This window comes from Vibrio ostreicida, from assembly GCF_013074385.2.
Lineage (GTDB): Bacteria > Pseudomonadota > Gammaproteobacteria > Enterobacterales > Vibrionaceae > Vibrio > Vibrio ostreicida.
Genome location: NZ_JABEYA020000002.1, coordinates 82,518 through 107,034, shown reverse-complemented (window position 1 = coordinate 107,034; position 24,517 = coordinate 82,518). Strand labels below are relative to the sequence as shown.

The following is a 24,517-nucleotide window of genomic DNA, read 5'->3' as shown; positions in this document are numbered from 1 at the left end:
AAACCTGCCGATAACAGCAGGTTTTTGAGTATTTTATTTGTAACAGTCTGTATCTTGCTGCAAGTTACTTCACAGAAACAAATTCAGGGTAAGCCCCGACGCCGCAATCGTGCATATCCATCCCCTCCAGTTCCTCATCTTCAGAGACTCTTATACCCATGGTGGCTTTCAAGACACCCCAGATAATCAAACTGGCACCGAACACCCAACCAAAGATAACCGCCGCACCCAATAATTGAGCACCAAAACTGGCGTCACCATTACTCAGTGGCACGACCATCAAACCAAATAAGCCGCACACCCCATGAACAGAGATTGCGCCTACTGGGTCGTCAATCTTAAGTTTATCCAGTCCAATAATACTAAAGACCACCAAGGCACCGGATACCGCGCCTATCGCCACCGAGTAAAGCGGAGAAGGAGAAAGCGGATCAGCAGTAATCGCTACCAGCCCCGCCAAAGCACCATTCAGGATCATCGTTAGATCAGCTTTTCCCCAAGTGGTTTTGCACACGAGCAAAGAAGCCATTGCCCCCGCCGCTGCCGCTGCATTCGTATTAAGAAATATTTGACCGACGGCGGTGGCATTTTCAAAATCCGACACCATCAGTTGAGAACCACCGTTAAAACCAAACCACCCGAACCAAAGGATGAAAGTACCCAATGTCGCCAATGGCATATTTGAACCTGGGATTGGGTACATTTCACCATTTTTTCCATATTTCCCTCTACGAGCACCAAGCAGAATGACACCTGCTAACGCCGCTGAAGCACCGGCCATATGGACAATACCTGACCCAGCAAAATCGCTGAAACCCGCTTGCGAAAGGAAGCCTCCCCCCCAAGTCCAATACCCTTCCATTGGGTAAATAAAAGCAGTGAATAAGGTCGAGAAAACGAGAAAAGCCCATAATTTCATGCGTTCGGCAACCGCGCCTGAAACCACAGACATGGCGGTAGCGACAAAAACAACCTGAAAGAAAAAATCAGATTCAAGGGAATGATCGGCACCTTCAGATTGTGTCCCTATCAAAGCGCCTAGTGAGGGTAGCCAACCTCCCTCGCCATTATCAACATACATGATGTGATAGCCGACAAGCAGGAACATGGTACAAGCAATGGCGTATAAACAGACATTTTTGGTGAGGATTTCTGTGGTGTTTTTCGATCTTACCAGCCCAGCCTCCAACATCGCAAAACCCGCTGCCATCCACATCACCAGCGCACCCGAAATAAGAAAGAAAAAAGTATCTAGTGCGTAACGCAATTCCGTCACTGTTGTTGCTAATTCCATTGTATTATCTCCAATCCTTTCAAGTCCTAAAGTGCTTCAGCGTCCATCTCACCGGTACGAATGCGTACGGCCTGATCTAAGTCGTAAACAAAAATTTTGCCATCTCCAATTTTTCCGGTGTGAGCCGCCCTCGCTACCGCTTCAATCACGCGTTCAACATTGTCAGCCTGAGTCGCAATTTCGAGCTTCACTTTAGGCAAGAAGTCCACTTGGTACTCTGCCCCTCGATAAAGTTCAGTGTGACCTTTTTGACGCCCAAACCCCTTAACTTCACTGACCGTCATACCTTCGATACCAACATCGGCAAGCGCTTCACGAACATCATCTAATTTAAATGGCTTGATAATCGCGTTGATTAATTTCATTGCATCCTCTCTGAATCCATTGTCCTTTCACTAACTTAATCCAAAGGACATGCCAACTTATCAACCCATTGATATTAAAAGCATTATGATGGTAGCAAGGCTAAAAAACAAAAAAAGGCGCACCATTATGGTGCGCCTTAGTCACAAAGATTAAGCATTCCGTGCCCAATTCACTTTTTCAGTGCACAGCTATCTTGAGGTTAAGAAAACTTGCCATTGCTCTAGCAAATGTTGCAAATCCTTAAGGCCACAACAGGCGGTACTTTCACTGTCGTAGAAGTCAAATTCACTCTCTTCTGGGATAGCTTGCCCATGCGTCAAGATGTTTTCCTGAACCACAACCTCATTCTCAAGAATCGCAACCGATATTTCTCTTCCAACTAAAGTGTGCTCTTCAGAAGGCGAACGTTGTGCAGATTCAAGTAAAGCGTCAACTTGCGCAATTTTTTGCCTATCTTTTCCTATTTCTTCTTGAAGCCAGCGACCTACAATTTCATGTCCCATGCTCGACTTTATATAGTATTCCCCCATCAGGGTGTTACGTATAAACTCAAATTCCATCGCTCTACCTCATGAAAATAACGCGCAGATTATATAGCCATGGTTTGAAAAGCACAAAAAAAGCGCCTGCTAAAACAGGCGCTCGTTGTCAGTAGGTCTAACGTTAAACGGGTTCTTGAAAAATCACCGTATCCGCTTTCTCGGTATACTGCTCCATCTTGTGGAAATTTAAGTAACGATAGGTATCTGCTGCCGTCGCGTCGATTTGTTTGGCATATTCAAGATATTCATCCTTCGATGGAATCCTACCCAATATAGCTCCAACTGCCGCTAGCTCTGCCGATGACAGATAAACGTTTGCACCTGTCCCAAGTCGATTAGGGAAATTACGCGTTGATGTCGACATCACGGTCGCTTTATCCGCAACACGAGCTTGGTTACCCATACACAATGAACACCCAGGCGTTTCAATGCGAACCCCTGCACGGCCATAGATACCGTAATACCCCTCTTCGGTTAACTGATCACGGTCCATCTTGGTCGGTGGTGCAACCCAAAGTCGAGTATCAAGCTGCCCACCAAATTTTTCGAGCAACTTACCCGCTGCTCGAAAATGACCAATATTGGTCATACAAGAGCCGATGAAGACCTCATCAATTTTAGTCCCCTCAACATCCGAAAGCAAACGAGCGTCATCAGGATCGTTTGGCGCGCATAAAATAGGCTGGTCGATTTCGGCCAGATCAATATCTATGACATGAGCGTATTCTGCATTAGCATCGGCTTCCATCAATTCTGGGTTCGCGAGCCACTCTTCCATCGCAGTAATACGACGTTCAATGGTACGTCGGTCACCGTAGCCTTCAGAAATCATCCACTTCAACATAACAATGTTTGAGTTTAGATATTCTTCAATAGACGCCTGAGACAGTTTAACGGTACAACCAGCTGCAGAGCGCTCTGCAGAGGCATCAGATAATTCAAACGCCTGTTCTACTGTCAGGTGCTCAACCCCTTCGATCTCCAGAACGCGGCCAGAAAATTCATTAATTTTGCCCGCTTTTTCAACCGTAAGCAGACCTTGTTTGATACCGTAATAAGGAATCGCATGCACGAGATCACGCAGTGTTACCCCAGGTTGCATTTCACCTTTAAAACGGACCAAAATCGACTCCGGCATATCTAGCGGCATCACACCGGTAGCTGCAGCAAACGCGACCAGTCCTGAACCGGCTGGGAAGGAAATACCAAGTGGGAAGCGGGTATGCGAATCGCCTCCGGTCCCCACAGTATCCGGCAGCAACATACGGTTAAGCCAGGAATGTATCACGCCATCACCAGGGCGTAGCGAGACACCGCCACGATTCATAATGAAGTCTGGTAAGGTATGGTGCGTGTTCACATCCACAGGTTTGGGATAGGCCGATGTATGGCAAAACGACTGCATCACTAAATCGGCGGAGAAACCCAGACAAGCAAGGTCTTTGAGCTCATCACGTGTCATCGGTCCGGTGGTATCTTGAGAACCGACTGTGGTCATTTTAGGCTCACAATATGTCCCTGGACGGATGCCTTCAACACCACAGGCTTTACCGACCATTTTTTGGGCCAACGAGTAACCTTTGCCTGAATCAGCAACCACTCCGGGCTTACGAAAAACATCCGATGCTTCAAGCCCCAAAGACTGGCGTGCTTTTTCTGTCAGGCCGCGACCAACAATCAATGGAATACGACCGCCAGCACGAACTTCATCAATCAGTACATCAGTTTTGAGAGAAAACTCCGCCAGAGTTTCACCCGTTTCGTGGTTACAGACTTTGCCTTCAAACGGGTAAACATCAATAACATCTCCCATATTCAGCTTAGTGACATCGACTTCAATGGGCAACGCACCCGCATCTTCCATCGTATTGAAGAAAATCGGAGCGATTTTACCACCAAGAACATAGCCACCGGCGCGCTTATTAGGCACATTGGCAATGTCGTCACCCATAAACCAGAGGACGGAGTTAGTCGCAGATTTACGTGAGGAACCCGTTCCAACCACGTCACCAACATACACCAATTGGTGCCCTTTTTGACTAAGAGATTCAATCTGCTTAATTGGACCAATACTGCCTGGCTGATCAGGATTGATTCCCTCGCGTTCATTCTTAAGCATTGCCAAAGCGTGAACGGGGATATCTGGCCGAGACCATGCATCAGGAGCGGGGGACAAGTCATCGGTGTTCGTTTCACCTGTGACTTTAAACACCGTAAGAGTAATTTTTTTCTTCAGTTCAGGTTTGGATAAGAACCAATCGGCATCAGCCCAAGATTGCATCACTTGTTGAGCATGAGCGTTGCCTGATTTGGCTTTCTCTTCAACATCATAGAAAGCATCAAACATCAACAAGGTATGAGACAAGGCTTTCACCGCAATGGGAGCCAGTGCCTCTTCATCCAGCAGGTCGACCAAAGGGGAAATGTTGTAGCCCCCTTGCATAGTCCCTAATAGCTCAGCGGCTTTTTCGCGGCTTACTAGGGGGGATGAGACTTCGCCTTTGGTTACTGCGGTAAGAAAACCCGCTTTCACATAGGCCGCTTCATCCACACCCGGAGGAATTCGGTTCTCTAGAAGGTCAAGAATAACTGCATCTTCACCTTGAGGGGGATTTTTTAGCAGTTCAACAAGACCAGCTACTTGCTCAGCATTTAGTGGTTTTGGAACAACTCCTTCAGCAGCACGCTCTTCGACGTGTTTACGATAGGCTTCAAGCACGACTTTTTCCTCTCATTGCGGTCCCTTCATTATTATAACTATAATTTAGCGTAACGAAGTGAACATCCTTGGAAACTTGACTCTCATCGATCGTATGCTTCCTTCCATTCTAATAAAAGGAGCAACATAGAGGCCAACTTGTGGCCGACATGATAGCAAATTTAACGATAAATTAAAATCTCATCACTTTGACCAACATAGCAACTTAGAATGATTGTGAGGCGCTATACCTCACAGACAGGCATCTGGCGGTCTGCCACATGTCGAACATCAATGCCACGAAAGCACCACGATTATTTGAATGTCGTACCAACAATCAGGTAAATTGAATCGTAGTTTTTCTCTGTACGCCCATAGCCAAACATAATAGGCCCAACGGGTGAATCCACTCCCGCAAATACAGAGCCCGCCGCGTATAACGGGGCGTTATCTAATTCGATATCTGGGTTGGACCATACCCCGCCATACTCCAATGAAGCCCCTAAATAAAAGGGGGACGAAAATAAGCCAAAGTCATTATCAAACCAACGATATCGATAGATAAGGCTACCAAAAGCTTTATTTTGTCCCGTCAAACTATTGCGTGGAATCCCTGACAGGTTAAGAAAACCGCCGAGTTCTTTGGGATCAAGAATCAACGAGGACTTTTTGCTCTCCACCATACCAAAATCAAGATTAGCCACTAACGTGTGGCGCGAAAAGCTTTTAGCATAAATCAGTTTTGCACCATATTCATACGCCGTATCTTCGTCATGATCATTGAACGCACTACCGGTACTACCAACACTTTCGTCATGAGAAATTAAATAATCCAAATCAAGGTAAACGCCCTGAGTCGGCAAACTAAAGTCATCGAGGGTATCGATCCGATAATTGACAAAAGCCCCTAAACGCCTAAAAGACACATCGCCCAGCGACGGAAGCGACGTGAATTCACCCGAGCCATCCGTATATCGAACACCAACTTTAAACTGGCGCCACAGGGTATCTTGATAACCAATAGCGAGCTCACTAACCCATTTAGCGTAATCGACCGACAAAAAGTCTTCAGTATCCTTTAAAGATGGCTCTTGAGCATCGTTCAAAGACACATTGACCTTTTCATTGCTCAATATCATGCCGAACGTTGCAAACGTATTGGAATTTGAGAGTAATGGGGTATAAAGCTCGCCTTCTAGCCACTTATCTGTTCCCATCTCTACATTTATTCTCAATTCTGCACCGTCAGAATTGAGATCAGTAAAATTGGTTGAAAGGCCGATTGAATACTGGCTATCCGTATCAAAATCATCTTCTAAGAAAAATCGAAAATTAACATAGTTTGGCCCCCAAGACTTTTCTTTGACTTTGATAAATAGGGTGTCTTGATTATCAAGGTTCTCAAAACGGTAGGTGATCAGTTCAAACCGATCCAGAGCGTAAAGATCTTGCACACTTTGTTCTATTTCAGCGGTGTGGTAGCGCTTGCCCGGAGTGAGGTTAAGCCTTTTTTTCAGTATATCGTCACTATAATGAGTTTCATTGTTGATCACGATCTTTTGAACTTTGACTTCGTCACCATATCGCAACCGACGGCGAGCCTCCTCCTTTTCATCAATGTAATCCTGATATAGAGAAGAGCTCAAACGGTAACGCTTTAATTGTTGCTCATTTTGCATCGCGACCTGATAACCTTGCTTGAAGGCTTCTGGCATTTTGTCAAATTCAGTGGTCTCCATCTCGCCAACTTGAGGTTGAAGAAACACATCGTCATCCGTAAGCGTTTTTGTCTGCCGATTGGTACTACGGCGCACTAAATAGTTAGAGAGCTGATCGGCCACTGTAAACAACGTCGTAAAGTCATCTTCCTCTTTGTAATCCGTGCTGATATCAACCGCAATAACGACATCGGCCCCCAAATCGCGCGCCACATTGATCGGCATATTGTTGGTCACGCCACCATCCACCAACAAGCTACCATTCAATTCATAAGGTGGCAGAGCACCTGGCACCGACATACTGGCCATCATCGCGTCAACCAAATAACCATCACCAAGCACTACAGGTTTAAGTTCGACAATGTCTGTCGCAACAGAACGATAAGGAATAGCAAGATCATCAAAAGACTCAAATGGCGGAAGATTTCCGGTCGTTTCTCGCAGAATCTTCAACATACCTTGCCCTTGGACAATCCCCCGAGCAGCATGAATCTCGCCCCAGCGAAGGCCCAGATCCGTCGTCAACTGGTATCGATCTTCGTATTCTTTGTCTCTCACTCGGCGTTCACTGCGATCAACCCGATCTCGATAACCATTGTTCCAGTCCACCGTTTCGATCAAGGATTCAATCTCATCCGCACTCATGCCGGTTGCATACAGCCCACCTACATAAGCGCCCATGCTTGTACCCGTAATGTAATCAACTGGGATTCGCAACTCTTCAAGGGCTTTCAATACACCGATATGTGCGGCACCTTTTGCGCCTCCACCAGCCAGCACAACCGCCACTTTAGGCCGCGGTTCTTGTTTTTTTCTCTCTGCTTGCGCTAAGGCTGTACAGCTTATGGGGATGACAAAAATTAACGTAAGCAGGGCTAACTTTCTCACTCTAGAGATTCCTTTTTTTATCTGTATGCCGGAGTGCACCACTGTAGATTATTGGCATTAATAGCAATTACCAGCTAAATATTTTTTCTAGCCATTGTGCAGGCCGATTTTCACACTGCTGTTTCAACGTATCATTGATATCCCAAACAGGCAGTTTGAATGCGTTATCACACTCAAGTTTAAGCCCCCCTAACTCTGAATGAGCAAAACCATGGGTACTGATCCCTTTTGGCCAAGGTAACGTGAGCTTTTCTGGTATACGGTGTTTGAGATATTCAGCGTAAACACGCAGCGCACCACTCGATCCTGTAAGGTTGGTCGGCTTATTGTCGTCTCTACCAAGCCAGATAGTAGTGACCTCTCGACCATCAACGCCAACAAACCAGCTGTCGCGCGTATCATTACTGGTTCCTGTTTTTCCAGCCAATGCCGCCCAGCCAAACTGACCGTTGAGATATCGCCCGGTTCCCTCCAGAACACCACGTTTCATGGCGTAAGTGGTCAACCATGCTGCTCGTTGATCAACGGTTTGTGAAGAGCGGGGTAAAGATTGAAACAAAACATTACCTTGCAAATCCGCCACAGAGCGTAACGCAGATAATGAAGCCCGCTTACCTGAGTTAGTCAAGGTTTGATACATCTGAGCAACCTGCAACGGCGTAAGAGTAAAAGAGCCTAAAAACATCGATGGCACGGGCCGAATCTCATTCTGGTCTACGCCCAGTTTCTCCAATGTTTTAACCACATTCGCAATCCCGAGCTCCATACCTAATTGTACCGTCGGTACGTTAAGAGATTTAGCCAACGCGATATACAAAGGCACATCCCCACGAAATTTCCGATCGTAATTTCTGGGTGACCAGACGCTTCCCTTTGAGCCTTTCAAGCTCAACGGCTTATCATGCAAAGTTGTCGCGAGGTTATATTTCGTCGGCTGCTCCAATGCCGTTAAATACACGGCGGGCTTGGCCAGTGAGCCTATCTGACGACTTGCATTCAAAGCACGATTGAATCCATCGTAACCCGTTCGTTTGCCCCCCACCATTGCCCGAATTTCACCAGAGTGTCGATCAACAGCAATCGCCGCGCCTTCTAGTGATGACCCCGCCACTTTAACCAACTGGGGGATTTTAGTCGCAATCGCCCGCTCTAGTTGCTGCTGAGAAACCGGATCTAACGAGGTAAACACTCTTAAACCTATATCTGATTGAAATGCGTTGCCGACTTTCGTCTTGAGTTCACGTTTTAGTTGCTCAAAGTAAGCAGGCTGGCGGCTCGCAATTCGAGGATTTTTCTGAATATCTAAAGGTCGACTGGCCGCTAAATCATAATCACTTGAACGGAGAATACCCTGCTGCATCATCAGACGTAACACCAAATCCCGTCTTTCTTTTGCCCGTTCAGGGAAACGTATTGGGTTATAGTACGAGGGCCCCTTTACCATTCCGACCAACAACGCCAGTTGATCGATACGCAATTCTTGAATCGGCTGACCAAAGTACAATCGCGATGCCAAACCAAAACCATGGATAGCTTCCCCACGACTTTGTCCAAGGTAAACTTCATTGAGGTAACCCTCAAGAATTTGGTCTTTGCTGTAACGATAGTCAATGATTAGGGCAATATAGGCTTCACGAAGTTTACGCAATAAGGTCCTTTCACTGGAAAGAAAGAGATTCTTTGCGAGCTGCTGGGTTAGCGTACTTCCCCCCTGCACCGTACGTCCGGCTTTTAAGTTGACCACCATCGCTCGGGTTATCGCAAGTGGCGACACCCCCTCATGCTGGTAGAAATCCCTATCCTCTGTTGCAAGTAATGCATCAACCATCACTTCAGGAAACTGATCTCTGCGCAAAAATAAGCGCTGCTCATCATGATTTTTCTCTAACATTCCCAACATTTTAGGTTCAATGCGCAGATACCCTAAATCCCCCGAGGTTTCGAGCGATTGAACACGCTGAAGCCCTGAAGAATCAAAGTGCAACATGACATGGCGGTCCGGCTCAGGGCCACCAGTAAACTCAAACGGTCGACGAATAAGTTCAATTTTAGTGGATGAGGAAGAGTACTCACCTGGGTAACGCGGCTGGCGAACTTTACGATAATTCAGGACATCAAGCTCGTTACGTACTTCCTCAAGAGAATGCGAGTCTCCCGGTGATAATGTGAGAATACGGGCATAAACAACGGTTGGAAGATCAAACAATTGACCTTCAAAACGCTGCTTCACCACGCTATCGAGGTAAATGCCCACAAAAACCATTAACGCAAAAACCGCCAATCCGAATTTCCAGCTGATTCCCCACCAAGTTTTAATCCAACTTCTACGGGGTTTATTGACCGTTTTACGTTGGCCAGATTGACGCTTTCGAGCTGGTTTTTTGGCTGATTTTGATTTGTTGCTTGCCGGGGTTTTATTCTTACTCATAAATTAAGATGTCGCTTAGTTTTCGTCGTCGCTTGATGGCTGGCAGGATCGTCTGGCCAAACGTGTTTAGGGTAACGGCCTTTCATTTCTTTCTGTACATCTTTATAGGCTCCATGCCAGAAGCTGGCCAAATTTTGAGTCACCTGCAAAGGCCTTTGAGCGGGAGACAAAAGTTCAAGAACGAGCGTTTTTCGCCCCAACGCAATCTGAGGTGAGCTATGCTCTCCAAACATTTCCTGTAAGCGAACAGACAAAACGGGGTCATGGCCGAAGAGATAGCGGATTTTTTTACGCGACCCCGTCGGTACTTTATAATGCGTTGGTAACCATTTATCTATGTCTTTGTTCAGCGGCCAGCCCAAATAAGCCAACAACGCTGTATCAAGCGCCACGGTTGACAAGGCTTTTACTGAACCGACGTTGTTCAAATAGGGTTCTAACCATTGCTCTAAATTGGCCAGTAACTCCGTGTCTGATAGCGCTGGCCAAGCTTGCTCTGGTATCCATTCTTTTCCACAACGTGCACGCTCAAGTAACTCTTTGCTTTCTCGGGTCCAATTGAGCACCGACAAGCCTTGGCGGCGAACAAAATTAAGTAAAGCTAAGGTCATTTTTTCACGAGGTGGGTCTGCCAGTCTTCGGCTATCAATAACGAGTTGGCCAACCTTAAGGTGTTGCTCAGCAACAAGTCGTCCTTTTTTCTCGTCCCAATCGACATGCTCCCACTCAGAAAAAAGATGAGGAAAATCGCTCTGAAGGCCTTCTATATCGATGTCGATCGCCGACAATATTTTGGATGAATCATTAGACTGACTGCGCAGTAAATCTAGCACCACCAAGTAATGGCTCATGGATAGACGTTCTGTGTCTCGCAATTCAGCACCATGCCCATTCGCAAGCACAAAACGCCCGAGTTGATGTTTCCGGCTCTGAGCAATTCGGTCAGGAAATCCCAAAGCCAGTAACGGTGCCACCATGGTTTCTTGAACATCCGTCAGCCGAAAATTATGCTCAACACGCTGGGCGAGATTTTTTGCCCGCCGCAAAACGATATTTTGTTTATCATGCTCCCCCTGCTTGAATCGTTCAATACTGTGCATAAAATCAATCGTATTGCGCTCAGGTTCTTCTAGTAAAGCGACAATGGCAAATCCCGTACTTAGCGACCGAGTCGCACCGGACAAAATCGCAGAAGACCTAGGCTCTAAACCCAGTTGCCCCGCTGCCCTACCCATTTCTGTCAGGCGCCCTTTCGTATCCAACAGACCCAGTTGGATCAGTAAGGTTCTCGCTTGATTTATCGCACTTTGTGGCGGTATATCAAGCCAGCACAATTCATTAGGGTGACTGGCTCCCCATTGAGCCACTTCGAGCATCAAGCCGGATAAGTCAGATTGAAGAATGTCCGCTTTCGGCGAAAAAGGTCTCTGAGCCAATTGACCTTCACTGTATAAACGCACGCAGACCCCCGCTTCAACACGACCAGCACGGCCCGCTCTCTGTTCAGCGGAAGATTGAGAAATATTCACTTGTTCTAAACGTGTCACGCCTGTTTTGAGGTCGAATTTAGCCACCCGTTCCAGCCCTGAATCAACGACAAGACGGATCCCCTCAATAGTTAAAGACGTTTCTGCAATATTGGTCGCCAGCACGATCTTTCTCTCACCACGACTGCCCCCCTGAATGGCCGCTTGCTGCTGAGAAAAACTCAACTGTCCGTATAACGGGCAGATGTGAATATCAGTGAACACAGGTAGCAGCCGTTCTTCTAAACGCTTAATCGCAGCGACACCGGGCAAGAAAGCCAATAACGACCCCGTTTCACTATTCATTAACGTGATTATCTGTTTGAACATCGCCTCTTCAAGACGCTCATTCGGCTTGAGTGGTTGATAGCGGTAAATCACAGGATAGCTGCGCCCCTGTGATTCAATGTACTTAGCCTCAGGCATCAGAGTATTTAAAGCACCATGATCCAACGTTGCCGACATGACCACCAACTTAAGATCATCGCGCAACACTGACTGAATCTCAAGACTGAACGCCAGTGCAATATCGGCATGGATGCTTCGCTCATGGAATTCATCAAAGATCAGCAATGAAATACCATTGAGTTCAGGTTCGGACTGGATCATACGAGTCAAGATACCTTCGGTCACTACCTCGAGTTGCGTGTTCTCGCTGATCTGAGATTCCCCTCTCACCCGATAACCGACTCTTTCCCCAACGGGCTCACCGAGTTGCTGGGCAAGATATCTGGCAATATTACGCGCTGCTAATCGCCTAGGCTCGAGCAAAATAATCTTACCTTCAACCACATTCTGAAGAAGGAGTTGCAGCGGAAAATACGTCGATTTACCGGCTCCAGGGGCCGCTTTTAAGATAACTTGGGAGCGGGTCTCTACCGCTGAGATCAACTCAGGCATCACGCTCTCAATCGGCAATTGTGACAATAGAATGGCCTTGTGGTGTAATAATACTAATATTGTACATAAATCCAGTGCCAAATGAAGTTTGATCCCTCACTCAAATCCGCCCAGTTAATCAAACGCTACAAGCGCTTTCTGGCAGACATCTCTTTACCGAATAAAACCGACATTACAATTCATTGTGCAAATACCGGAGCCATGACTGGCTGCGCAACACCCGGCAACACCATCTGGTATTCAACCTCTGACAACCCCAAGCGTAAGTACCCAAACAGCTGGGAGTTAACTGAAACCTCATGTGGCGATCTTATCTGTGTCAATACTGCACGGGCAAACCAACTCGCCGTCGAAGCCATTGCGTCAGGCACGATTCCGGAGCTGCTGGGATACCAAGACCTTCGAACAGAAGTTAAATATGGCAATGAAAATAGTCGGATTGATATCTTGCTCAAGTCAGAACGTCGCCCAAACTGCTATATAGAGGTTAAAAGCGTCACGCTACTGGATGACAAGCAAAGTGGGCAGGGACGATTTCCTGATGCGGTGACCACACGCGGTCAGAAACATCTGCGAGAGCTCACAGAAATGGCACAAAATGGAAGCAGAGCAATACTTTTATTCACTGTTTTACATTCAGGGATTGAAAAAGTTTCTCCAGCACACCATATAGATGCACAATATTCACAATTGTTGAAAGTCGCACAAGAGCGAGGAGTGGAAGTACTGTGCTACAAAGCACAACTTTCAAACTCAGAGATGAGGTTGAACGAGCGTATTGATTTCATCTATTGAGTTAAAAATGTTGTCATCTTCACATTGACAACAAGTTTACTCTTTAGAGTTTGCCTCGATTGGCTCTTTTTGCTATAGATACCCGCCTTAAAATCTAACTGCGAGCGCAGTTGACTAGGTGTTAGTAGGAGATACTGCATGTCAGAATCGAAGAAAAAAGCGCTAGGCATCCTAGCCATTGCAGGGGTTGAGCCATACACAGAAAAAGCTGGTGAAGAATACATGTCACCGGACCAATTGGCTCATTTCACAAAAATTTTGACAGCATGGCGCAACCAGCTCAGGGAAGAAGTTGATCGCACCGTTCACCACATGCAGGATGAAGCGGCAAACTTTCCAGATCCTGTTGACCGTGCTTCTCAGGAAGAAGAGTTCAGCTTAGAACTACGTAATCGAGATCGTGAGCGTCGCTTGATCAAAAAGATTGAGAAAACTCTGACAAAAATCGAAGACGAGGATTTTGGTTTCTGTGAATCGTGTGGTGTCGAGATTGGGATTCGCCGTCTGGAAGCTCGCCCGACAGCCGATCTATGTATTGACTGTAAGACATTGGCAGAAATGAAAGAAAAGCAAATGCAAGGCTAACCCTTCGCTTTTGGATAATAATAGAGGGAGCATTAGCTCCCTTTTTGGTTTGGTATGACAGTACAAATATGCACTACATAGGTCGCTTTGCCCCTTCGCCTTCTGGTCCGCTGCACTTTGGTTCCTTAATTGCGGCGCTCGGGAGCTACTTTCAGGCAAAGTCACAGCATGGTAAGTGGTTGGTCAGGATTGAAGATATTGATCCCCCAAGAGAAATGCAAAATGCCTCTACTCTCATTTTGCAAACGTTGGAAGCTTATCATTTGCACTGGGATGGCGAAGTCATGTTTCAAAGCCGAAGACAAGCTATTTACCAAGCGCAAATTGAAGAATGGATCGCGACGCAGCAAGCTTACTATTGCCAATGTACTCGGAAAAAAATCAAAGCTATGGGCGGTTTTTACACTGGGGCTTGTCGCACTCTAGAACTGAACAATCTTTCAGAATGCGCTGTACGCCTTAAAATGACCGAACCAGTTTACCAATTTAACGATCAAAAACATGGCCACCTAACAATTCCATCACAGCTAGCAGATGAAGATTTTATTATAAAACGCCGTGATGGCTTATATGCCTACAACCTTGCGGTAGTATTGGATGACATTGAACAAGGTATTACTGAAGTCGTTCGTGGGGCAGACTTAATAGAGCCAACAGGGCGACAGTTAAGCCTATATAAAATTTTAGGTAAGCCACCTATTCGTTACTTGCATTTACCTTTGGCAATAGGTAAAGATGGTCACAAATTATCCAAACAGAATCACGCTCCAGCATTGGATAATAACGAACCTATTCCCGCATTAATTGAAGCAATGCGCTGTTTAGACTTTGAAATAAGTAAAGAAATTGAGCATGCTAATATAGAAGAAATCATTGAATGGGGCGTTGAGAATTGGTGCGTCGAACAGTTAACTGGCGCAACTAAGGTTACACCAAGATTCTCAAACTGTTCGCTGTAAGCTATCATTAGGCGCAACTTCGCCCTCTGGGCATAAATGAATCATAAGCAAGTCCCAAAAGGCAAACTCGAAGACGGGTCCCAAAAGTTGCCTGCTGAACGAGTAACTGATGCACATGAATAAAAACGACTATACACCAAGCGAAAACGACAATTATACAGAGCTATCTCTGAACATTATCCCTCGTCAAGAGCATAATATCTCTCGCAAACAAATCAGTGACAATGCATTGAAGGTGCTATACCGACTTCATGGTGCAGGTTTCGATGCCTTTCTGGTTGGCGGGGGTGTTCGCGATATTCTTCTTGGCCAACAGCCAAAAGATTTTGATATTGCGACTAACGCAACCCCTGAACAGATTCGCCATCTGTTTAAAAACTGTCGTCTGATCGGTCGACGATTTCGTCTCGCACATATTATGTTTGGCCGCGATATTATCGAAGTCGCCACTTTTCGAGGCCATCATCAAGAGACAACCAAAAACGTTTCCCAGCAGTCCAAAGACGGCATGCTGTTGCGCGACAACGTCTACGGGACGATTGACGAAGACGCTGAGCGTCGTGATTTTACGGTCAATGCGATGTATTACAATATCGATGACTACTCAATTCATGACTACGCAGGCGGTAATGAAGATAGAGAAGACAAATTAGTCCGTTTGATTGGCGATCCTCAGACCCGCTATCGAGAAGATCCCGTACGCATGCTGCGTGCCATTCGTTTTGCTGTCAAACTAGACTTTGATATCGAAGAGGAAACTGCGGCCCCAATTGAAGAGATGTCGACTTTGCTGCAGGAAATCCCTTCAGCTCGATTGTATGAAGAATCTCTAAAGATGCTTCAGTCCGGCTACGGTCTCGAAACCTATCATCTGATGCGCGAATACAATCTTTTCCAACAGCTCTTTCCTGTAATTTCTGAACACTTTACCGAAGACTATTCTTCTCAAACTGAGCAAATGTTGGATTTGGTCTTGGACTCCACCGACCAAAGGATTGAAGAAGGTAAGCGAATCAACCCCGCTTTCATGTTTGCTGCTATGCTCTGGTACCCTCTCCAAGCAAGGGCTGAAATCTTGATGGCGAAACGCAAGCTGCCTCACTATGATGCCATCATGGAAGCCAGCAACGACATTCTCGATGATCAGGTTCGTACCATTGCAATCCCTCGTCGCCACACTGCAACTATACGTGAAATCTGGCAACTGCAACTGCGCCTACCACGCCGAAACGGAAAACGCGCTCTACGCTTAATGGAACTGACTAAATTCCGCGCGGGTTTTGATTTTCTCGAAATGCGCGGTGAAATAGAGGGCCAAGAAACGCAAGACCTTGCTCAATGGTGGGAAAGTTTTCAAAGTGGCGGACGTAATATTCGTCAAACCATGCTTGAAGAATTAGAGACTACATCACCAGATTCAAGCAGAAAGCGTCGTCGCAGACCAACACGTAAGAAAAAAACCAAGACAACGACATCATGAACATCGTATACATTGCTGTTGGCAGTAATATGACCGATCCGATCGCTCAAGCAAATCAAGCCATAGAGTCTCTAAAAAAGCTACCGAGATCAGAGTTTAACCAAAGCTCAATGCTGTATAGTAGCGCACCTATGGGGCCTAAAGATCAGCCCGACTATATCAATGCGATAGTAAAAATTAGCACCGAATTAACGCCGCTTGAATTGCTCGATTGCACTCAAGCTATCGAACAAGATCAAGGGCGTGTCCGTAAAGATCAACGCTGGGGGCCTCGAACCCTAGACTTAGATATCATACTTTACGGCGATGAGGTGATTGACTCGGAGCGGTTGACTGTCCCTCATTATGGAATGAAAGAGCGTGAATTCGTGCTCTACCCGCTTGCAGAGATCGCACCAAATTTAACCTTCCCATGTGGAACCAGACTGGAAGACTTATTAAAAGTTGTTGAGCAAAACGGTCTGCGTATTTGGCAATCATAGCCAACTCCTTAAAAGGAAAAATCATGAAAAAAATGACTATAAACGACCTCAAAAAATGGAAACAAGAAGGGCGTAAGTTTGCCACTTCTACCGCTTATGATGCCAGTTTTGCCCAGCTATTCGAAGGGCAAGAAATCCCCGTCCTTTTAGTCGGCGACTCTCTGGGAATGGTGTTGCAGGGCACTTCCTCCACCTTAGCCGTGACGGTAGAAGATATTGCCTACCATACACGCAGTGTACGTGCTGGAAGCCCAAATTGTCTTCTTATGGCCGATATGCCCTTTATGAGCTTTGCAACACCGGAGCAAGCTTGTGAGAATGCAGCAACACTCATGCGCGCTGGCGCAAACATGGTCAAAATAGAAGGTGGCGACTGGCTGGTAGATACCGTTAAAATGCTAACCCAGAGAGCGGTTCCTGTTTGCGCTCATCTAGGCCTAACGCCCCAATCGGTTCACCTCTTTGGTGGCTTCAAAGTTCAAGGCCGTGAACAAGAAAAAGCAGACCGCATGGTTCGCGATGCATTGGATCTGCAGGAAGCGGGAGCCCAAGCACTGGTACTAGAATGTGTACCGAAAGAATTGGCCGCACGTATCACGGAAGTCTGTGATATCCCTGTAATTGGTATTGGTGCTGGCAACATGACCGACGGTCAAATTCTAGTCATGCATGACATGTTCGGAGTTTCGGCAAATTATATGCCCAAGTTCTCAAAGAACTTCCTTGCTGAAACTGGCGATCTGAATGAAGCTGTAGCTATGTATAAACGAGAAGTTGAAAGTGGTGTCTTCCCTAATGAAACCCACACCATCGCCTAAGGACCTGACCCATGTATTCTGTTACTGACGTTGCCGCACTGCGCGAGCAAATTAAACAGTATAAGCGCGACGGCCGCAGCGTCGCATTAGTACCGACTATGGGTAATCTCCATGACGGGCACTTGGCCTTAGTACGCAAAGCTCGTGAGCACGCAGATATAGTTGTCGTCAGCATTTTTGTTAACCCAATGCAATTTGAACGTGTGGACGATCTCAATAATTACCCGCGAACTCTCGAAGAAGATATCGCCAAACTCAACAGCGAAGATGTCGACGCGCTATTTATCCCTACTGCAGATATCATGTACCCACAAGGCCTTGAAAAGCAGACGTCTGTGGACGTTCCTGGCTTGTCCAATATCCTTGAGGGAGCTTCTCGACCAGGGCATTTTCGTGGTGTCGCCACCATAGTGACGAAACTATTCAATCTGACGCAACCAGATATCGCCTGTTTCGGTGAAAAAGATTATCAGCAGTTAGCCGTTATTCGAAAAATGACCGAAGATTTAGCCTTAAACACTGAGATTATTGCGGTGCCTACTGTCCGCGAAATGGATGGCCTAGCGATGAGTTCACGCAATAACCTTCTGACTATTGATGAGCGTCAGCGCGCGCCCGTTTTAGCCCGTACCATGCGTTGGATAAGCAGCGCGATCAGAGGTGGCAGAGACGACTACAGTTCCGTGATTGAAGATGCCAGTGATCAGCTTCGTGCTGCGGGCCTTCAGCCTGATGAGCTTTTTATTCGCGATGCACACACTCTTCAGCCCGTGAATCCCGATTCCGCTAAGGCCGTCATTCTCATGTCTGCCTTCTTGGGCAAAGCGCGATTAATCGACAACCAGATTGTAGATTTAATTGTTGATGTTAAAGAAGACGAACACACAGCAGATAATATCGAGTAACAAACAGTCATCATTGATGGGTAGAGGTTGAGAAACCTCTACCCTTTCAAGCCACTCCAACAAGGCTCAAGACCTCAGACCAATCCCCTTTGTCACCAAATAATGTGCGACAGCGTATAACGCCACGACAAAAACACCCAGTACAGAAAATGACGTCACGATTCCCACATCAGACACGCCGAGAAATCCGTAACGGAAGGCATTAACCATGTAAATGATTGGGTTTACTTTAGAGACACTTTGCCATACTTCAGGCAATAAGTTGATGGAATAAAATACCCCGCCTAAATACGTTAGAGGCGTCAGCACAAAAGTCGGAATGATTGAGATATCATCAAAGGTCTTGGCAAATACCGCATTGATCAAACCACCTAATGAGAAGACCACCGAGGTCAAAAATACCGTTGCAATAATGATCCCCCAATGGTCAATGTTTAAATCAACGAAAAATAGGGAAACACACGTGACAATAGCACCAACAAGTAGTCCACGAACCACGCCTCCCATCACAAAACCAAAAATGATGACGTAATTGGGCACAGGGGCAACAAGAAGTTCTTCAATGTTCTTTTGAAATTTTGCACTAAAAAACGAGGATGCTACGTTTGAGTAAGAGTTGGTAATGACCGACATCATAATCAATCCCGGCACAATATATTCCATGTAACTAAAGCCATTCATTTCACCGATTCTGGAACCGATGAGGCGACCAAAAATAATGAAGTACAGTGTCATCGTAATCGCAGGAGGTACCAAAGTTTGCACCCAAATGCGAGTAAACCGATTAATTTCTTTGCTCACTAAGCTACAAAAAGCCGTCCAGTAAAGGTGGTACATTAGAATGCTCCTTTTTCTTGAACAATATGCACAAACAGCTCTTCAAGACGATTCGCTTTGTTACGCATTGACCATACTGTCACCCCATGATCAGTCAATTGGCCGAAGACCGAATTGAGTCCCTGATTCTTTTCTATCTCTATAACCAGTGACCCATTTTCAACGCTCTGACTCGTGACCCCACTCAAAGTTGGCACCACCACTCCTTCTTCTAAATCAAGAACAAACGTTTCGACATGCAGTTTATTCAGCAACGCTTTCATCGTCGTGTTTTCAATCAACTCACCCTTGCTGATGATACCGATGTTACGACACAGCATTTCGGCTTCTTCAAGATAGTGTGTGGTTAAAATGATGGTAATACCTTCACGATTAATTTGTTGTAAAAACGCCCACATTGACCGGCGTAACTCAATATCGACACCAGCCGTCGGTTCATCCAAAATTAATAGCTTAGGTTCATGGACCAATGCTCGTGCGATCATGAGGCGACGCTTCATGCCTCCCGATAAATTTCGTGCTCGCTCATTACGTTTGTCCCACAATTCAAGCTTAGTGAGGTACTTTTGCGCTCGTTCTTTGGCAAGAGGACGCGGGACACCGTAGTAACCCGCTTGTTGCAGTACAATTTGTTCAACTGTTTCAAAAGGATTGAAATTAAATTCTTGCGGGACTAAGCCAAGGTTCTGCTTTGCCAGTTCTAGTTCCTGATCAATATCATGACCAAAAATCTTGACCTTACCTGAACTTTTATTGACCAAAGAAGAGATGACGCCAATTGTTGTGGATTTACCCGCACCATTTGGGCCGAGTAAAGCGTAAAAGTCACCTTCCTTGACGTTGAGGCTTACGCCTTTAAGCGCCTCAAGTCCTCCTGCGTAGGTTTTGCGAAGCTGTTCAATTTCCAATGCATACATAATTTCAGGGTTTCACTTTTGTTGAGGTTTGAGGAGGTGGTCAAACCATCAAACACTGACAGAAACCACGGCTATCATCCAGTCTATCGTTGACTGACGATGAAAACAATCCAATAATTCGAAATTTGTGGAAATATAGATTTCACACTCTCATGTACTGAGGTAACCCTTAGATAGCCTGTTGTTGATGCTCATCATTTTCTACATATTTGATCGCCGCCCTGAGTGCCTCATAACGGAATCTATACGTATTATCGTCAGGAACCAAATCAATCACATGAAACTTTTCAAGTTGCTGTCGTGTCGTTTGGTTTGGACACAACAAGTAAACTTGGCAACACGCTTCAAGTGCATCCTTAATCGCATTCTCAAGTGCAAGCCCTACTGTGACGTCAATCATAGGGACATCCGTCAGATCAAGAATCATCACTTCATAGTCGGAAATACTTCTGTGTTGACGGGATATCGCTTTAGAAACACTGAAAATCATCGGGCCTGAAAGATAAAAGAACAGCACTTTACCCTCCGCTTTATCGAGTAGCTGACGTTCACTGTCAGTTAAAGGGACATCATTTTCATCGGCATCACTGATCGCCTTCACCTGACGAGCCTGCTCCCTACTGAGCCTTTCAATAATGATGATATTGGAAATAAATACGCCTAGCCCCACCGCAACAATTAAGTCCACAAAGACCGTCAGCAACATGACTCCATACATGATCGCCATACCGGGAAAGCTAACTTTATGCGCCCGTTGGATAAAGCTCCAGTCCAGAATATTAAACCCGACATAAATGGCAATACCTGCCAAAACCGCCATAGGGATAGGCTCGGTTAAACCACTCGCTACCATCACAACTAAAGCCAGAATTAAAGCTCGAATAACGCCAGACAACGGAGAACGTGCGCCAACTTGGATATTGGTGACAGTTCCCATAGTGGCTCCTGCGCCAGGTAATGCGCCAAACAAGCCCGCAATCATATTCGCCAGCCCTTGTCCGCGTAGCTCTTTGTCTGAGTCATGCTCTTTACGAGTTAACGAATCGCCTATCACCGCGGTCAATAAGGTGTCAATACAACCCAGTGTGCCAAGTACTAGAGCATCGATAACCATGGTGGTCAACATATCTGCATTGAATTGAGGCACAACCAGAGAGGGTAAACCTGCTGGGATTTCACCAATGCGGCGAATATCATTCGTATCAAAAATAAGCACCGACAATAGTGTCACGGCAATCAAAGCGACCAGTTGAGCAGGGACATATCGACGATATTTTGTGGGAAAGAAAAACAGTAAAGCTAACGTCAATCCGCCTAAAAACAACTCACTAAGTTTCATATTTTCAAGAATATCAGGAAAATGCGACAGTGTACCGATGACACCTCCTGCTGGCGCAGGTTGGCCCAGCATGGGAGCAAACTGTAAAATAATCAGGATTACGCCGATTCCAGACATAAAACCCGAAATCACACTGTAGGGCATCAAAGTCACATATTTACCGAGCTTTAAAGTCCCAAGCAAAATCTGAAATGCGCCCGCCATCATCACGACAGTAAATGTCATTGCCATTCCAGCGTCTGGGTATTTAGCCACCATACTAGTTAGGACTGCCGTCATGATGACCGTCATCGGTCCGGTAGGCTCAGAGATCAACGAGTTTGAGCCACCAAATAGAGACGCAAAAAATCCGACCATAATCGCGCCCCACAGGCCGGCCTCCGCTCCCGCGCCTGATGCCACACCAAAAGCCAAAGCAAGCGGCAGTGAAATAATCGCGGTAGTTACCCCGCCAAAGACATCTCCTTTGAGGCTCATCTCTTCAAAACGACTTCCAACCAAAACTCAGCTCCATTTCATTGACCGACGGGTCTAATTCAATTTAATTAATAATTAAAAACACAACAATTAAAAACCACAAACTTTGTAGTAAAAACAAGACAATATTGACGCGATCATCTGCGAAATCATCGATATTGATAGTTTATCAAATACGGGAGCAAAAAATAAATCCATTTTTTATTTCGAAATAGCCAATTGGAAACTTTTCCCTTATTTCGCTACTAACTTTGTACTTTTTAGCCCTAAAGACGTCAGATGAGTGCTTATTTGCAAACTTTTGACAAGACCAAAATTGTTACATTGTGTATAGTGGTTTAAGACTTGTTAAGGATTAATTGTAAGATGCCGGAAATTAAACAGCTATTTGAAAACAATTCAACGTGGTCTGAATCCATCAAAGCACAACAGCCAGAATACTTTGAACAACTTGAGAAAGGCCAGAGCCCTGGTTTTCTTTGGATTGGTTGTTCGGATAGCAGAGTCCCCGCAGAACGTTTGACGGGCTTGTACTCAGGCGAATTATTTGTCCATCGAAACGTGGCCAATCAGGTCATTCATACTGATCTAAACTGTCTTTCTGTAGTGCAATACGCTGTCGATGTCCTCAAAGTAAAGCACATTATTGTCTGTGGCCACTACGGATGTGGCGGTGTCAATGCTGCAATTGATAACCCTCAGCTTGGCTTGATTAACAATTGGCTGCTTCATATTCGCGACAACTACCTTAAATATCAGACTCAAATAGAATCCCTTCCTCAAGAGCAGTGGGGAAATAAACTGTGTGAGATCAACGTGGCAGAACAAGTTTATAACCTTGGGCACTCTACCATTTTGCAAGGTGCATGGGAGCGAGGACAAGAGATTGAGATTCATGGGTTTGTTTATGGTATTGGCAATGGCAAATTGCAAGATTTGGGGGTCCGTGGTTCGAGCCGAGAAACGCTCGAAGCGAGTCACAAAAGTGCGCTCAACAAGATACTGTCTTCACCAGTAATAGGATAAATACAATAAGACCCGTCATTACGGGTCTTATTCATTGTTGGTAAGTTAACCCCTTATTCCTGAGGAACCACCTTGCCTATATAAGGTAAATGACGATATTTCTGTGCAAAGTCGATACCCACCCCAACAACGAATTCATCAGGGATAGAAAAACCAATCCAATCGACAGGCACGTCAACTTCACGACGAGAAGGTTTGTCCAATAAAGTACAAATGGCAATGGATTTAGGCTCACGTAATGTCAAGATGTCTTTAATCTTGTTCAAAGTATTACCAGTATCAATGATATCTTCAATTATAAGAACATCTTTACCTTTTACATCATCATCAAGATCTTTAAGGATACGAACGTCACGTGAGCTTTCCATGGTATTTCCATAGCTTGATGCCGTCATAAAATCGACTTGGTGAGTCAGATCGATACTTCTTGCTAAATCGGCCATAAAAACAAATGAACCACGCAAAAGACCAACGAGTACCAAGTCTTCACTTCCTTGATAGTGGGCAGTTATTTGTTTGCCCAACTCGTCCACACGTTTCTGAACCTCTTGTTCAGAAATCAAAACCTCAATTGTATGCTTCATACCAATCTCATTTCTCTATTCACGTTAGCTCGCTCATCGACAGCCAGATAATTTTTGAGCAAGTAGTTTAGCATCGCATCGCGGTAGGTGAAACGTTTGCTTGATTAAAGCCTGCAATAAATATATGCAATCGTATGATCATCAGCACGGTATTAATAAAAATGATTATTAAATAAACTGAAATCGTTGACCTAATTAATATGCACCATTACACTCATTACTGCGAAAGCAATAATAAAATACAAAAAGGGCTCAGCCCACAAAAACAACTCAATTGGCAAGGAAATATTAATTATGGACTCAATAGCTAAAAGACCACGTACGCGTCTTTCCCCACAAAAGCGTAAGCAACAACTTATGGAAATTGCTCTAGAAGTTTTTGCGCGTCGCGGGATCGGACGTGGGGGTCATGCTGATATCGCCGAAATCGCGCAGGTTTCGGTTGCAACCGTTTTTAATTACTTTCCTACGCGTGAAGACTTGGTCGACGACGTATTAAATTACGTCGTGCGCCAATTCTCAAACTTCCTGTCTGACAATATAGATTTGGATATTCACGCTAAGGAAAATCTACGTAACCTGACATCCGCTATGGTTGACTTAGTCGTCAATGATTGCCATTGGCTTAAAGTCTGGTTCGAGTGGAGTGCATCAACACGGGATGAAGTGTGGCCATTGTTTGTCACGACCAATCGCACCAATCAACTTCTTGTACAAAATATGTTTGTTAAAGCCATCGAGCGTGGTGAAGTGTGTGATGTTCATGATGCTGCAGATCTTGCAACATTATTCCATGGAATCTGTTACTCATTATTTGTACAGGCAAACCGTACACAAGACGACGAGTCAGTCAGCCGTTTGACACAAAGCTACTTAGATATGCTTTGCATCTACAAACAAGACTAACTTAATTCGCTGATACAAAAGCCGAGCACGACATGCTTGGCTTTTTT

At 45.5% G+C, this 24,517-nt stretch carries 20 protein-coding genes; 9 read left to right on the top strand and 11 right to left on the bottom strand.

The window, feature by feature from the left end; all coding sequences use genetic code 11:
* Nucleotides 1-64: 64 nt before the first annotated feature.
* The 7 genes from HLM86_RS04225 to hrpB form a co-directional block, all read right to left on the bottom strand.
* Nucleotides 65-1,294 (bottom strand): ammonium transporter, encoded by a 1,230-nt coding sequence (locus tag HLM86_RS04225; protein ID WP_076586180.1) that lies wholly within the window; start codon nucleotides 1,292-1,294, stop codon nucleotides 65-67.
* 26 nt (nucleotides 1,295-1,320) lie between these two features.
* Entirely contained in the window at nucleotides 1,321-1,659 is a 339-nt protein-coding gene (locus HLM86_RS04220) for a P-II family nitrogen regulator (protein ID WP_076586178.1), read from the bottom strand.
* A gap of 189 nt (nucleotides 1,660-1,848) precedes the next feature.
* Entirely contained in the window at nucleotides 1,849-2,220 is a 372-nt protein-coding gene (locus tag HLM86_RS04215; protein ID WP_076586176.1) for a YacL family protein, read from the bottom strand.
* 103 nt (nucleotides 2,221-2,323) lie between these two features.
* Complete coding sequence (acnB, locus tag HLM86_RS04210) at nucleotides 2,324-4,921, bottom strand: bifunctional aconitate hydratase 2/2-methylisocitrate dehydratase (protein WP_076586174.1); 2,598 nt, start codon at nucleotides 4,919-4,921, stop codon at nucleotides 2,324-2,326.
* 293 nt (nucleotides 4,922-5,214) lie between these two features.
* Complete coding sequence (locus HLM86_RS04205; protein ID WP_083949295.1) at nucleotides 5,215-7,506, bottom strand: patatin-like phospholipase family protein; 2,292 nt, start codon at nucleotides 7,504-7,506, stop codon at nucleotides 5,215-5,217.
* 67 nt (nucleotides 7,507-7,573) lie between these two features.
* Complete coding sequence (gene mrcB / locus HLM86_RS04200; protein WP_170882282.1) at nucleotides 7,574-9,934, bottom strand: penicillin-binding protein 1B; 2,361 nt, start codon at nucleotides 9,932-9,934, stop codon at nucleotides 7,574-7,576.
* A complete protein-coding gene (gene hrpB, locus HLM86_RS04195) occupies nucleotides 9,931-12,387 on the bottom strand; it encodes an ATP-dependent helicase HrpB (protein ID WP_170882281.1) in 2,457 nt (818 codons plus the stop codon). Before hrpB ends, mrcB begins: the two co-directional genes overlap by 4 nt.
* A 54-nt stretch (nucleotides 12,388-12,441) precedes the next feature.
* On the opposite strand from hrpB, the gene sfsA reads away from it, so the two are divergent.
* The 7 genes from sfsA (at nucleotide 12,442) to panC (ending at nucleotide 18,384) form a co-directional block, all read left to right on the top strand.
* A complete protein-coding gene (gene sfsA / locus HLM86_RS04190) occupies nucleotides 12,442-13,155 on the top strand; it encodes a DNA/RNA nuclease SfsA (RefSeq protein ID WP_076586166.1) in 714 nt (237 codons plus the stop codon).
* A 138-nt stretch (nucleotides 13,156-13,293) separates the two neighbouring features.
* Nucleotides 13,294-13,740 (top strand): RNA polymerase-binding protein DksA, encoded by a 447-nt coding sequence (gene dksA, locus HLM86_RS04185; protein WP_076586164.1) that lies wholly within the window; start codon nucleotides 13,294-13,296, stop codon nucleotides 13,738-13,740.
* Between the two features lie 68 nt (nucleotides 13,741-13,808).
* Entirely contained in the window at nucleotides 13,809-14,699 is an 891-nt protein-coding gene (gene gluQRS / locus HLM86_RS04180) for a tRNA glutamyl-Q(34) synthetase GluQRS (protein ID WP_170882280.1), read from the top strand.
* Nucleotides 14,700-14,808: 109 nt separating this feature from the next.
* Nucleotides 14,809-16,179, top strand: a complete 1,371-nt coding sequence (gene pcnB, locus HLM86_RS04175; RefSeq protein ID WP_076586160.1) for a polynucleotide adenylyltransferase PcnB — start codon at nucleotides 14,809-14,811, stop codon at nucleotides 16,177-16,179.
* Nucleotides 16,176-16,661 carry a 2-amino-4-hydroxy-6-hydroxymethyldihydropteridine diphosphokinase gene (folK, locus tag HLM86_RS04170; protein WP_076586158.1) on the top strand — a complete coding sequence of 162 codons (486 nt, stop codon included), beginning with the start codon at nucleotides 16,176-16,178 and terminating at the stop codon, nucleotides 16,659-16,661. Before pcnB ends, folK begins: the two co-directional genes overlap by 4 nt.
* Before the next feature lie 23 nt (nucleotides 16,662-16,684).
* A complete protein-coding gene (gene panB / locus HLM86_RS04165) occupies nucleotides 16,685-17,479 on the top strand; it encodes a 3-methyl-2-oxobutanoate hydroxymethyltransferase (RefSeq protein WP_170882279.1) in 795 nt (264 codons plus the stop codon).
* Nucleotides 17,480-17,490: 11 nt separating this feature from the next.
* Nucleotides 17,491-18,384, top strand: coding sequence for a pantoate--beta-alanine ligase (gene panC / locus HLM86_RS04160; protein ID WP_170882278.1), 894 nt, complete (start codon nucleotides 17,491-17,493; stop codon nucleotides 18,382-18,384).
* A gap of 66 nt (nucleotides 18,385-18,450) precedes the next feature.
* On the opposite strand, the gene HLM86_RS04155 is transcribed toward panC, so the two are convergent.
* The 3 genes from HLM86_RS04155 to HLM86_RS04145 form a co-directional block, all read right to left on the bottom strand.
* A complete protein-coding gene (locus tag HLM86_RS04155; protein ID WP_076586152.1) occupies nucleotides 18,451-19,221 on the bottom strand; it encodes an ABC transporter permease in 771 nt (256 codons plus the stop codon).
* Entirely contained in the window at nucleotides 19,221-20,138 is a 918-nt protein-coding gene (locus tag HLM86_RS04150) for an ABC transporter ATP-binding protein (protein WP_076586150.1), read from the bottom strand. Before HLM86_RS04150 ends, HLM86_RS04155 begins: the two co-directional genes overlap by 1 nt.
* A gap of 169 nt (nucleotides 20,139-20,307) precedes the next feature.
* Entirely contained in the window at nucleotides 20,308-21,978 is a 1,671-nt protein-coding gene (locus HLM86_RS04145) for a SulP family inorganic anion transporter (RefSeq protein ID WP_143678118.1), read from the bottom strand.
* Nucleotides 21,979-22,320: 342 nt separating this feature from the next.
* Here HLM86_RS04145 and can point away from each other — a divergent pair, with 342 nt between their 5' ends.
* A complete protein-coding gene (gene can / locus HLM86_RS04140; RefSeq protein WP_170882277.1) occupies nucleotides 22,321-22,980 on the top strand; it encodes a carbonate dehydratase in 660 nt (219 codons plus the stop codon).
* A 53-nt stretch (nucleotides 22,981-23,033) separates the two neighbouring features.
* On the opposite strand, the gene hpt is transcribed toward can, so the two are convergent.
* Entirely contained in the window at nucleotides 23,034-23,564 is a 531-nt protein-coding gene (gene hpt, locus HLM86_RS04135) for a hypoxanthine phosphoribosyltransferase (protein ID WP_076586146.1), read from the bottom strand.
* 294 nt (nucleotides 23,565-23,858) lie between these two features.
* Here hpt and HLM86_RS04130 point away from each other — a divergent pair, with 294 nt between their 5' ends.
* Nucleotides 23,859-24,470, top strand: coding sequence for a LuxR/HapR/OpaR family quorum-sensing transcriptional regulator (locus HLM86_RS04130; protein ID WP_076586144.1), 612 nt, complete (start codon nucleotides 23,859-23,861; stop codon nucleotides 24,468-24,470).
* Nucleotides 24,471-24,517 lie beyond the last annotated feature (47 nt).